The organism is Capnocytophaga bilenii (genome assembly GCF_017565765.1).
Taxonomy (GTDB): domain Bacteria; phylum Bacteroidota; class Bacteroidia; order Flavobacteriales; family Flavobacteriaceae; genus Capnocytophaga; species Capnocytophaga bilenii.
Genome location: NZ_JAGDYP010000004.1, coordinates 171217 through 183425, shown reverse-complemented (window position 1 = coordinate 183425; position 12209 = coordinate 171217). Strand labels below are relative to the sequence as shown.

Below are 12209 nucleotides of genomic sequence, written 5' to 3'. Positions count from 1 at the left end.
ACGTTTCCATTTAGATAGCCTCCCTCCTATGAACTGATTATTTTAATTACTCCAAATTATAATTTATAGGTAACCCCTGCTTTTATCTCGTGACCCACCAAGCCACCTCCTATTTCTAAGAGCACACCAAATTTGTCAGTAAAGAAATAACGACCACCAGTTTGTATTCCCCAGCCAAAGCCAGAAAAACTACTACCTTCATAGCCCGAAGGATTTGAAGCTACAAAAAATCCTAAACTCGCACCCGCATACACATCCACTTGCGAAGGCAACTTAAACAACTTGTGAAAATGATAATTCCCATTAGCAAAAATACCAAATATAGAGTGCGTAAAATCAGTAGGTTTAGCTCTTCTTATTTTCACTCCATATCCAAAATCTTCTTCTACAAATTTATAACCCGTTGTATTGTAAAAACGAGCCGAAAGCTCACCGCCCACTGTTATTTCAGGAGTAATACCATAATCAACCCCTATAGCAACAGGAACACCCCAGCCCGAAATACCCAATTTACCATTAAGTTGCAAGCCCCCTTTATCCAAAACAGCCTGCGCTGATGCTGTAGCCACTGTAAAAAGTAACCCTACTAAAAATAAAATCTTCTTCATTTCTTTTTTTATTTAATTTGTTATTATTCACCTTATAATAGAAAAAGACGCATAAATAATAATACGTCTTTTCCTACAATATTAATTTAAAAACCTATTTCTGGTTAAGTGGAGAGCCCTCGTGTACAATGTATGAAAGCTTAAGAGCATTCACATCTTGCAATTTCTCACGAATATCGCTCACAAGTCCCATATTTGTGTCAGCATCCACCTTTAGTGCAGTAATAAACATATTTTGTAACTCCTCACGCAATCCATCACGATAGTTTAGTATGTAATGACTCACTTCTGCTACATCTATAAATTTATCATTTACTTGTATTTTCGCATTCGCACCAAATTTAGATTGATACTTCGGTAGAGGCTTCCCAGCGTATATATACACCACAGGGTCTTTCTTGTCCAGCTTCTGTACTTGATCCGCTACAGGCAACTTATTCTGAACCATCAAATCACTATCTTTTGACTCCGTTACTGTCATAAAGAAAAACAAAAGCATAAAAATAATGTCAGGCAAAGATGCCGTAGAGATTGGTGGCAAATCACCACTCTTCTTTTTCGTAAATTTTGACATACTCTTTAATTTTAGTGTTTCTTAGGCGCAGTTTCTATCAGCTTTCTTGGGAAAAGCTCCTGCAGTTTCAATATTTTAGGCTCCAATGCATCTTTGCGCGCCTTAGGCGTACGAGCTGCACCAAACTCCTCTTCCATCTTATTGTATTCCACTTCATTAGGATACAAACGCTTTCTTTCTCGCTCACGCAACTCATTATAAGCCTTCACTAGCTCATTTTGCACCGCAACATAAGTCTTGTATGAAGTTTCTCGGTCGTTGCGCAATGATATTATAGCCTTGTCCGGATTATCAGATGAAAGGTCATTACCAGCACCTTTACAATACTTGCAGCTACCATCATCATTATTATCCAAAAAGTCTATAGCCGTCTGTTTTACATCTTTCAGCTCACTTATCTTGTTATTTATAAGCAACTGATTGTTTTTATTCACTATCACTACCAACACATTCTTTTCCTTCACAGGAGGAGGTTCCGGTGCGTCAGCAGGCTGTTTTGGAGGCAATTTTACAGTAATCCCTGAATTGCTTTCTATTGTTGTTGTTACCAAGAAAAATATCAACAAAAGGAAAGCGATGTCAGCCATAGACCCTGCATTTACCTCAGGTATTGAACGTTTTGCCATATTATTCTTTTATCTCATTAGTGCTTTCTTTACATTAGAAACTATTAGTGCTACTATAGCACCTGCTACTAATATATACAAAGCGATTAAACCTGTGCTTGTCCATTTCCTTACAGACTCACTTGCTTTCTTTACCTCTTCGCTCGCATTAGCTTCTACATCTCCTGATGAGAATACGTATGCCAACAATAGTACTACTACAAATGCCCCTGTATAGATAAGCGTCTTTTTCAATGCCTTAGGTGAAGACAAGATATTCAATGTTCCTGATACCAACACTGCTGCAAATGCTATCGCCAATAAAATGTAAGTAAGTGCAAATAGTGCCCCCATTACCCCATTTTCAGGATTATTAGCATTGTCCGATAGTGAAAGTACTGCCCATAAAATAACCCCTATAACACCCAAGCCAAGTGCTGTATATTTTGCTATCTTATACATATTATCTCTTTTTAATGGGTGATTATTATTATTTTACTTTTTTAGCTACCAATATATCAATCAATGAGATTGATGCATCTTCCATATCGTTTACAATTGCATCTATCTTAGCGATAATGTAGTTGTAGAACACTTGCAAAATCATCGCTACGATTAGACCGAATACTGTAGTAAGCAACGCCACTTTGATATCACCAGCAATCAATGATGCATCCAAGCCTCCCGCTGTACTAATCTTGTCAAACGCCTCAATCATACCAATTACCGTACCCATAAACCCAAGCATCGGTGCAATAGCAATGAACAACGAAATCCAAGTAACGTTCTTTTCTAATTGCCCCATTTGTACACCACCGTATGATACTACCGATTTCTCTACCATATCAATACCCTCTGAGGCACGATCAAGCCCTTGATAGAATATAGATGCTACAGGACCTTTTGTATCACGGCACACTTCTTTAGCTCCTTCTACACCTTTGCTTTCCAAAGCTCCTTCTATTTCTACAAGAAGTTTCTTGGTGTTTGTTGTAGCCATATTAAGGTAAATAATCCTTTCTATTGCTACTGCCAAACCAATAATCAAGCACAATAGTATTGGCGCCATATACATAGGTCCCCCTTCAATGAAACGCTCTTTGAATACTTGGTGAAAGCCCTTGCTTTGTTGTGCAGTATCTGCTACTTCTTGAGCACTAACCACTGCTACATTTACGATTAACATTGCTACTAATAGTAGCTTAGATGTCATTTTTCTCATTTGTTTAATCTTTTAAATTGTTAGTTAATAATTACTATTTCTATCGAGGCAGAGAGGAAGGGATTCGAACCCTCGATACACTCTCGTGTATATACACTTTCCAGGCGTACTCCTTCAACCACTCGGACACCTCTCTATTTCCAAATGCCAAAGTAACAAAATTTTTTTGTACCTCGCAAATTTTTTTCTGTTTTTTTTATGAAATTTCTCCTACCATACTTTCTTCAAACTTGATTTTTAGTGTTTTAGAAGAAATATTTTTTGATAATAAAATCATTAATTTTGTAATTGCCGACTCGCTCGTGATGTCTTTCCCATCTATGATTCCCATCTTTCGCAACCCTTCACTCGCCTCATACTTGCCCATTATCACACTACCGCCAGAGCATTGTGTAACATTTACTATATGTATCCCTCTGCCTATAGCTCCTTCCAATGCCTTCAAAAAATCTTCATTGGTAGGCGCATTCCCCGAACCATAAGTCTCAAGTACTACCGCCTTCAACCCCTCTATAGCAAATACTCCTTCCAAAAATTGAGATGTAATCCCCGGAAACATCTTTATAATAGCTACATTAGTATCAAATTCTTTCCACACTTCCAACTTTTCCCCCACTGGGTGTGGCAACAAATTCTCCTTCATTACTTTCAGATGCACCCCACTCTCCACCAATATAGGATAATTAGGCGAAGCAAAAGCACGAAACTGCTCTGCATTAATCTTCGTAGTGCGATTACCCCTATATAGTTTATATTCAAAGTACAATCCCACTTCTTGTATTACCGATACTCCATTTTCTTTTAGGGCTGCCAATTGTATGGATGTTATAAGATTTTCCTTAGCATCGGTGCGCAAATCACCTATAGGTAGTTGTGAGCCCGTAAATATTACAGGTTTGGTAAGCCCCTGCAGCATAAAACTAAGTGCCGATGCCGAATAGCTCATCGTATCACTCCCGTGCAGCACCACAAAACCATCGTAGTGTTCGTATTCACGTTCTATTACCTCAGCCATTGTTATCCAATGCCTCGGATTCATATCCGATGAATCTATTACCTTTTCAAACGAATGTACCGAAATCTCACAATCTAAATGAGAAAGCTCAGGAATACGCTTGTACAAATTATCAAATTCAAAGGCGCGAAGTACCCCTGTTTCGTAATCCTTGATCATTCCAATGGTACCCCCTGTATAAATCAGTAGTACTTTAGAATTATTAGTTTCCATTTGTTTTATTTTTTACAGGGTTTGCATACATCTCCAAGAACTTTTCTTGTGAAATATCCCCCGATTTGCTCCTATTGTTCATTCTACGTTCAAATTGCCTAAATTCTTTTTCGTTGTAATAATCCTTATAGGCTGAAGTCTGGTGAAGCAGGTCATACGCTACATAATTGGCAGGAAACAATTTGTATTGCTGATGTATTTCTTTATCCAAGCGCTCTGCTACAGCTTGCAGTTGTTTATTCAGGTGCTTGTGTTCTTGCTCTATCACATCCAATGCTTCATTAAGTGGTTTCCCTACCGAAATATGTACGCGCCCTTTCTGCCCCAAAAGTCCTTGTATGATGTTCTCAAAATCTTCTTTTTGTGATTTTACATAGGCTACCCCTTGATGTTGAGCTACCAGTGCAGGCAGTTTCAGCACATCCGTAGGGTCAAATTCATACGATATAGCCATTGGTACTAAGTGCAATTGTTTTAGGTATTGCAAAGGGGTTATATCATCAGGCGCACTCAGCGAAAGCATTTTCAGCACCCCTTGCTGCGTGCGGTCATCACCGTTTTTAGTACGCCCCTCACGTTGCGCCAGCCATACATTTCTATGATGTGTAATGCAATCGTGTATATATTCCGATACCAAGCGCGAGTGTTCAAGTGCCTCACGTGGTGGCAAACTCCTATAGATGATAATATTCCTATTGAGCATTGCCAAAGTTTTTAGATGCCTCTTGCGCAACAAGTTATCACCCATTGCCGAAGCTGTCATTCCAAGTCCATTCCTATGTAATGCCACATTTAGCAGCGAAGTATCCAGAATAATATCCCGATGATTTGAGATAAACACATAAGCCTTCGAAGGGTCTAAATACTCAAACCCCTCGTAGGTAAAACCCGACATACTTTTCTCTATTGCTTTTTCCACCACTTGTACCATTATAGATACCTGAAAATCAGCTACTGTTTGGCAACTAAGGAGCCGTGCTATCCTTTCCTCCTCTGTATCATTAGGAAAGGCATAAGCAAGCATCGCAGCTATCAATGAATTCTTCTTTATTCGCTGTAATGCCTGTGGTACCTCGTGGTCGTAATACGGACGTATAGACTTAAAATAATCTTCCATTTTCAAAAGTTTCGCTCTATTGTTTTCACTAAAATCAATCCTATAACAAGTGCAAAATAACAAAATAATTTTGAAAATACCTAATTAAATCTTAAATATTTTTGTAGCGTTCTCTGTCGTAATTCTTTTTATTTCATCTACGGGCAATTCATATATATCCGACAGCTTATCTGCAACTTGCACTATATAAGCACTTTCGTTGCGTTTGCCTCTATAAGGTACAGGGGCTAAATACGGACTATCAGTTTCTAAAACAATATGCTGCAAATCTATATTTCTCAAAAACTTATCTATATTCCCATTCTTAAAAGTCACCACACCTCCTATCCCTAAGTGCAGTCCATAGCCAATTGCCCTATGCGCTTGAGTTTCCGTACCACTAAAACAGTGAAAAATACCAAAGAGGTCATCTCCTTTCTCACTTTCCAGCACCTCAAACACTTCGTCAAAAGCCTCCCTACAGTGTATCACTATAGGCAACTGATGTTTTTTAGCCAGCTGTATTTGCCACGCAAAAGCCTCTTGTTGCTCTTTGAGAAAAGTTTTATCCCAATAAAGGTCAATCCCTATTTCGCCAATAGCGCAAAAAGAGTGTGTCGGCATCAAGTTTTCTACGTGGGTGAGCTCCTCTTTATAGTTTTCTTTCACGTTGCAAGGGTGTAAGCCGTTCATCAGGAACACATAATCAGGATATTCGTTTTTTAGTTGAAACATCCGCTCTGTATAACTGCTATCAATAGCAGGAATAAAGCAACGCGTTACCCCCGCAGCTTTTGCCCGCGCTATCATCTCAGCACGATCTTTATCAAACTCTTCTGAATATAAATGTGTATGCGTATCTATCATTTGTTTATTAATTAGTACTTAGTTACAAAATTATTTATACCTTTGCACCAAGTTTTATTCCCGATAGGTCTCTGAGCAATCAAACTATCGGGTTTTGTTTTTCTTCATTTTAATCATTTATTATAAAACTCTGTTGCCGATTTTACAAACCGCTCAAATGCCTCCGTTACTTCAGTAGCATTCTTCGTAGTGAGTGCAAACGGATTCATATGAGTATAAGGATACTGAAAATCATCTATTTCTATCTCTATATTGATATTCCGATAACCGCCTTTCAGCGTGTTGAGTGCCTCTATAGGAGGCGTTACTTCGTCTTGTTCCAATACCAAAGCTTTTATCTGATTTTCCAACTGCGAAAAGCGTTTTTCTCGCTCCTTTTGGTAGTAGTTATATCGCAACATCGTTTTAAACCAACCTTCTTCAAAATGCAAATTACTATCCTGATAATGTTTTAAGCGTGGGTCAGTTTTGAAGTTAGTACTCAGTAGCTCCGCAAAAGTTTTCTGCATCGTAATAGCTGCACGCCCGTCCATTATATATTTGGAAATAGGAAACATACGGTCTATGGTCATACCGCCGCAAAAACAAAAAAGCTTAGCGTTAGTAAAATAGCCCTTGGGGTTTGCCATCATTAGTATTACCGAGAGAAACGAACCTATAGAGTAACCAAAAAGGTCTACTGTAGCCGTAGAAGCTATAGCAGGCAATACCCCTGCTCTTAGGTCGGTAATGAGCTGTACAATATCGTTATACGTTTGCAATCCCGACCAGAATAGCCTTTGCGGATATGCCTCTAAGCGAGTACTTGTAGCAGCATTCACATAGGAAGTTTCGCTGTTGTCAAGATGTTCTTCCATACGTTTTTGGGCAATAACATACATCTCTTGGCGTGAGCTCCAGCGTTCAGGCGCACGACTCATATGAAAGGCTATCGGAAAAAGGATAACCGCCTTACCCGTATGCTTACTAAGGGCGTATGCCCAAGGCAAATACTTGTCCCATTTCTTTTCATTCAGCCCGTGAAATACAATAATCACCCCATTCGCTTGGGTATCATCTATAGGTTGCACTATATGATACTGAAAGCTGATATTGCACTCCACTTCATAGTCCACCCAGTCCAAATCGTCTTGGGTACGAGCACTTTGCGAGGTAAAAGCAAGGTTGTGCTCTTTGCAAAATAAATGTTCACTACCGGGCAAGTAATTTTTAGCCCCTTCCGAGAAGAAATTGTTATGAGTGATACGCACCCCCAAATCAGGCAATGCCACATTGTTGTTTGTATCAAACGCTTCTTTTAGTTTGTTGTGTAATTGATAGTATTCCATATTTTTATAAATTAGAAATTAGTAATCAGTAATTGGAGGTTAGTCATTAGTCGTTAGAAAGCAACTCTTTTAATGAATTAAAACTAACCACTAATCACCAACCTCTAATTATTACCAACCTGGGTTCTGTTTCCATTTACCGCGTTCGTAGTCTATATCATCAGCAGGAATAGGCCATACTATTTTGTGATAGTAAGCACTGCCCACTTGTATATTGAGCTCATTGTAGTCTTCGGCTGGGGTACTTCTGATAGAGCTCAAGTCCTGAGGAGTACCGCGCTTTACAGGCAGTCCCCAACGACTAAGGTCATACAGCCTAAAGTCTTCAAAACAAAGCTCACGACTGCGTTCGTTTTGTATATCGGTAAAAAGGTCGTTACCTGTAGTAGTTACCGCTGCTAGTCCACGTGCTGCACGCAATAAATTCAAATAGCGCTTAGCATTCGTTTCGTCATTATTCTTAAAAGCTGCTTCAGCAGCTATGAGGTAGGTTTCGGCTATACGGAAGAGTTTTGCCTTATGTCCGTAGTAAAAGAAAACACTATTAGCAAGCTCCAATTTTTCATTCCTAGGGTATTTATTTACCGCATAAAGACTAAAGAAACCTATATCTACCGATTTTAAAAACACATCTTTGCGCCAGTCGTCAGCCTCAAATAAATCTACAAAATCTTGTGTAGGTAGCACATTAGGGCTCGCCTCTATTTGTCCTGGTATAAAGAAACTTTCTTGTTCTGATAAGTAAAGGTCATTCGTATTATTTGAAACTTCCGATACTCCTGCACTAATAGCAGCATATAGTTGAGTGATGTTTTCGGTATTGCTATCTTCTGTCCATATTTTCCCAAAAGCCGTTGCCGAACTTGCTAAGGGGTAATGTCCTGTAGCAATAAGCTGTTCTGCCACTTGGTATGCTTGTGCCCAATCATTTTGGTAAAGTAATACACGTGCTTTTAGGGCTTTTACCGCATCTATGGTAAAAGTATCAGCTCCCTCCTCACCAGTTTCAGAAGCCAATAAGGTTTCCGCTTGGGCAATATCACTCAAGATAAAGGCATAAGTATCTTTCACACTACTACGAGGAGGAAAGTTCTTAAGCGTAGTATCAGTAAGAATAGGCAAACCTAAATCGGTAGCAGCTGTAGCAGCTTTGTAAGGCTTACAAAAGTGAGTAACCAAATAGGTATAACAATAAGCACGCCCTAAGTACAACGCTCCCGTAAGTCCTTTTATTTCATTTTGTTCAGGTATTTTAGGAAAGCCTTTAAGGGCAATATTTATATCCTGAATAATCAAAAAACGTTCTTTCCAAATGGTAGCTGTTGTTTCTTCTGAAGTATTAAAAAGCGACCAGCGGTGCATATTAGGCACTTTTTCCATCCCCTGTGCAGCATTTAGGTAATCAGCTTGCACGTCCGAAGCGTACATCTGTTTTCCTTGGTTAGCATCGCGCAAGGCATTGTACATTCCATTCACCCACAGCTCAGCATCGCGCTTACTGTTAAAGGTTTTGCTCTCATCTACCTCGTTATAAGGTTCTAAATCTAAACGGGCACAAGCCGTTGGCAACACACTAATAACCAACAGTAAAGATGTTATATATAGTATTTTTTTCATTTGCTTTTCTTTTTAAAATTTAAGTTCTACACCTATAGTAAACTGACGAGTAGGTGGGTAACCCCCACGTGATATTGTATTTGCAAATTCAGGATCTGCTCCTGTATATTTGGTAATAGTAAAGAGGTTACGTGCCGAAGCGTACAAACGTACTCCTGTAAAGAAACGCATATCTTCAATAGCCTGTTGTGGCAACGAATAGCTCAAGCCCAAACTCTTCAATCGCACATACGAAGCATTCTCCAATAAGCGCGTATCCTTCTCCATAAAGCGTGAGCTGTTTAGTGCTGGTATTTCGGTATCATCGCCCTCTTGTTTCCAATAGTTTAGCAATTCTCGGCTAAAGTTTTTCGTACCAAAAACACCTGGGTTAAGGGTATAATACCTATCTTCATTTATCATCCATTTGCCCAACGAATAAGAAAATGCCAAATCTAACGATACATTGCGGTATGTAGCGGTAAGCCCAAAGCCTCCATTCACTGGGGCAAACATTTTCTTATTAGTATTTTGCATCAATTTTTTCGGATCGTACTGATAGGTAACCTTGCTATCATCTGTTTGTTGCTCCATATAGTTCTCTTTAGGTAAATACCATTGTGCATAACCATTCTTGTCTAAACCTTTAAATATAGGCATTGCCCATTGCAATTCCTCATTTAGCTTATAACCCGCATAATTAAAACTATTCGCAAAAAACTCCTTGTTTAGGTGCAACGACTTTACTTTTTGTTGATTGTAGTTCATATTGAAATACGGACGTATATTCCAGTCGTTGTTTTGGCTTCTATAAGCAATGGTAGAGAAGGTAATATCTATCCCTCGGTTCTGCATATTGCCTATATTGTCAGAAATAAAGGTAAAGCCCGAAGCCGAATTGATATAACCTCTTCCAAGCGTTTTATAAGTGTTACGTTCATACACTTCTACATTCAGGTTGGTTCCTTTCATTATAGAAACATTCAGCCCCAAAGTCGTTTTTTGTTGTTCCTCCCACATAATATCGGGGTTGCCAAGTGATGAAAGAAAATAACCAGGACGCTCTCTGTAATTGTTAGACGGGCTTATAAGAGTTCTGTTGTTATATTGCCCTATAGATGAATTACCCGAAAGTCCAGTACTAAAGCGCAAGTCTAAGCTGGTAAGCCAGTCTACTTGTTTCAAAAATGCCTCTTCTTTTAGCTTCCACATCGCTCCAAACGCCCAAAAGTTGGCATACCGGTTATTAGCCCCAAATGCCGATGAGCCATCACGGCGTGCCGATAGGTCTAAAAAGTAACGGTTTTTATACGAATATTCCACTCGTCCAAAATAAGAGTTAAAACCACTTTCCTCTTGGCTATCTTTCAATTCCAATTGTTGGGTTCCGAGACTTAGCATCATTAGCCCGTCCGATGGCTGTCCTAATGACCTTCCGCTAAACGAACGTCCTACTGATTCCAACGACTCTTGTCCTAAAAGAAAATCAAAATTGTGCAAATTCGCTATATTCCATTTGTATTCCAATAAGTTGGTATAGGTACGTTGCAAGTTCTTATTGATATTACGAGAGGCGCTTGATACTGTTTCACCTGTCCCACGATATTCCACAAAAGAAGGCAAATTTCGGTTGTATCCCTCACCTATATTGTATTGTATCCCCAATTGTGTTTTAAAAGTCAGGTTTTTAATTGGTTCTATTTGCAAATAACCTATAGGCATAATATTCTCTCCATAACTATCACCAGGACGTTTTTCAGCCAAATAATCGGGGTGGTAAAAACCTTGTTCTACTCCCAAGATTGAGAAAATATAATCTTTTCGTTTGCCTTTGTTATCGGTAGGTGAATAAATAGGCAATGATAAAATATCGGTAGAAGCATCGCCTGCTACACTCTCTGCACTACTATGCCCTAACGAAACTGAAATTCCCGCCTTTAGCCATTCTGCCACTTGGGTATCTATATTCGCATTAAGTGTATAACGCTGGTAAGCAGAACGCGTTTTCATCCCCTGTTGGTCTAAATAGCCAAACGATAAGTAATACGAAGTGTTTAAACTCCCACCCGATAAAGATATATCGGTACGCGAAACTGGTGCATACCCGTGAAAGAAAACCTTATCCCAACGGGTATTGTGTGGGTTTTCTGCCAATATTCTATCAGTAATAGCTTCTGGTGTCGTCTCGGTATACCCCAAGCGTCTGCCCAATGAAGTAATTGCTCTTGGTTCCTTTTTGATCCAAAAGTCCATATATTCGCGGGGCGTAACCATATTGTCAAAAAACTTATTCATCACATTGGTAGGGATAGAGAAACCTAATTGGTGACTGATAGTAACATTAGTACGCTCATTGCGTTTTCCTTTTTTAGTAGTGATGAGTATTACCCCATTGGCAGCACGTGCCCCGTAAATAGAAGTAGAAGCAGCGTCTTTTAGTACCGTTACACTCTCTATGTCATTAGGGTTATACATCGTCATTATATCACCACTTACAGTAGCTCCATCCACTACGTATAAAGGTTCTGACACTATTTTAGGGTCAAATACCGAAAAATAAGTATTCAGCCCGTGTATCAATACCGAAGAGCCAGCCCCTGGTTTTCCAGATTCAGTGGTAACCACCATCCCCGCTACTTTCCCTTGTAGTGCGTCAATGGCATTGGCGTTAGGCGTTTGTGCAAATTCTTTTCCCTGCACTGTGGCTACCGATGCTACCGTACGGCTGGCTATCTTCTTGCCCCCGTAGCCCGTTACTACTGTACCTTCCAGTTCTTGCACATCGTCTTCCATTGTAATATTTATATGGGTAACCCCTGCTGCTACTTTCTTTTCTACCGTCTTAAGCCCCAAAAATGAAAACTTAAGCACATCCCCTACATTTGCTTGCAAACTGTAGTTACCATCAAAATCAGTAGTAGCACCTCGTTGGGTACCCTTCACCAAAATAAAAACCCCCAATAAGGGCTCACCTTTCGTATCCTTTACAGTCCCCTGTAAATCTACGCTTTGTGCCCCCGCTAGTAGCGGCAATAAGCACAATGCCCATAAGCAAAATCGCTTCAAAATGTTCATCGCTATTATG

11 protein-coding genes and 1 tRNA gene are annotated in these 12209 nt (G+C 39.5%); all 12 read right to left on the bottom strand.

Going from position 1 to position 12209, the window contains the following annotated elements; translation table 11 throughout:
- Positions 1-56 precede the first annotated feature (56 nt).
- The 12 genes from J4N46_RS06735 to J4N46_RS06680 all read right to left on the bottom strand — a co-directional run bounded on the left by J4N46_RS06735 (position 57) and on the right by J4N46_RS06680 (position 12199).
- Positions 57-608 (bottom strand): outer membrane beta-barrel protein, encoded by a 552-nt coding sequence (locus J4N46_RS06735; RefSeq protein WP_208058663.1) that lies wholly within the window; start codon positions 606-608, stop codon positions 57-59.
- Positions 609-702: 94 nt separating this feature from the next.
- Positions 703-1182, bottom strand: coding sequence for an ExbD/TolR family protein (locus J4N46_RS06730; protein WP_009416586.1), 480 nt, complete (start codon positions 1180-1182; stop codon positions 703-705).
- 11 nt (positions 1183-1193) lie between these two features.
- Complete coding sequence (locus J4N46_RS06725; RefSeq protein ID WP_208058662.1) at positions 1194-1808, bottom strand: ExbD/TolR family protein; 615 nt, start codon at positions 1806-1808, stop codon at positions 1194-1196.
- Between the two features lie 9 nt (positions 1809-1817).
- Entirely contained in the window at positions 1818-2249 is a 432-nt protein-coding gene (locus tag J4N46_RS06720) for a hypothetical protein (protein WP_208058661.1), read from the bottom strand.
- A gap of 28 nt (positions 2250-2277) precedes the next feature.
- Entirely contained in the window at positions 2278-3009 is a 732-nt protein-coding gene (locus tag J4N46_RS06715; protein ID WP_208058660.1) for a MotA/TolQ/ExbB proton channel family protein, read from the bottom strand.
- A gap of 49 nt (positions 3010-3058) precedes the next feature.
- A tRNA-Ser gene (locus tag J4N46_RS06710) sits at positions 3059-3145 on the bottom strand.
- Between the two features lie 60 nt (positions 3146-3205).
- Entirely contained in the window at positions 3206-4237 is a 1032-nt protein-coding gene (locus J4N46_RS06705) for an asparaginase (protein ID WP_009416582.1), read from the bottom strand.
- A complete protein-coding gene (locus tag J4N46_RS06700) occupies positions 4227-5354 on the bottom strand; it encodes a 1-acyl-sn-glycerol-3-phosphate acyltransferase (RefSeq protein ID WP_208058659.1) in 1128 nt (375 codons plus the stop codon). Before J4N46_RS06700 ends, J4N46_RS06705 begins: the two co-directional genes overlap by 11 nt.
- Before the next feature lie 84 nt (positions 5355-5438).
- On the bottom strand, positions 5439-6200 hold the full coding sequence (locus tag J4N46_RS06695; protein ID WP_208058658.1) for a TatD family hydrolase: 762 nt from the start codon (positions 6198-6200) through the stop codon (positions 5439-5441).
- Between the two features lie 113 nt (positions 6201-6313).
- A complete protein-coding gene (locus J4N46_RS06690) occupies positions 6314-7528 on the bottom strand; it encodes a DUF6051 family protein (protein WP_208058657.1) in 1215 nt (404 codons plus the stop codon).
- A 111-nt stretch (positions 7529-7639) separates the two neighbouring features.
- Entirely contained in the window at positions 7640-9145 is a 1506-nt protein-coding gene (locus J4N46_RS06685) for a RagB/SusD family nutrient uptake outer membrane protein (RefSeq protein WP_208058656.1), read from the bottom strand.
- A 12-nt stretch (positions 9146-9157) separates the two neighbouring features.
- Positions 9158-12199 (bottom strand): SusC/RagA family TonB-linked outer membrane protein, encoded by a 3042-nt coding sequence (locus tag J4N46_RS06680; protein WP_208058655.1) that lies wholly within the window; start codon positions 12197-12199, stop codon positions 9158-9160.
- Between the last annotated feature and the right edge of the window lie 10 nt (positions 12200-12209).

Excerpts from the sequence above, each read along its gene's own strand:
- J4N46_RS06735 (WP_208058663.1), bottom strand. The coding sequence starts at position 608 with ATGAAGAAGATTTTATTTTTAGTAGGGTTACTTTTTACAGTGGCTACA.
- J4N46_RS06730 (WP_009416586.1), bottom strand. The coding sequence starts at position 1,182 with ATGTCAAAATTTACGAAAAAGAAGAGTGGTGATTTGCCACCAATCTCT.
- J4N46_RS06725 (WP_208058662.1), bottom strand. The coding sequence starts at position 1,808 with ATGGCAAAACGTTCAATACCTGAGGTAAATGCAGGGTCTATGGCTGAC.
- J4N46_RS06720 (WP_208058661.1), bottom strand. The coding sequence starts at position 2,249 with ATGTATAAGATAGCAAAATATACAGCACTTGGCTTGGGTGTTATAGGG.
- J4N46_RS06715 (WP_208058660.1), bottom strand. The coding sequence starts at position 3,009 with ATGAGAAAAATGACATCTAAGCTACTATTAGTAGCAATGTTAATCGTA.
- J4N46_RS06705 (WP_009416582.1), bottom strand. The coding sequence starts at position 4,237 with ATGGAAACTAATAATTCTAAAGTACTACTGATTTATACAGGGGGTACC.
- J4N46_RS06700 (WP_208058659.1), bottom strand. The coding sequence starts at position 5,354 with ATGGAAGATTATTTTAAGTCTATACGTCCGTATTACGACCACGAGGTA.
- J4N46_RS06695 (WP_208058658.1), bottom strand. The coding sequence starts at position 6,200 with ATGATAGATACGCATACACATTTATATTCAGAAGAGTTTGATAAAGAT.
- J4N46_RS06690 (WP_208058657.1), bottom strand. The coding sequence starts at position 7,528 with ATGGAATACTATCAATTACACAACAAACTAAAAGAAGCGTTTGATACA.
- J4N46_RS06685 (WP_208058656.1), bottom strand. The coding sequence starts at position 9,145 with ATGAAAAAAATACTATATATAACATCTTTACTGTTGGTTATTAGTGTG.
- J4N46_RS06680 (WP_208058655.1), bottom strand. The coding sequence starts at position 12,199 with ATGAACATTTTGAAGCGATTTTGCTTATGGGCATTGTGCTTATTGCCG.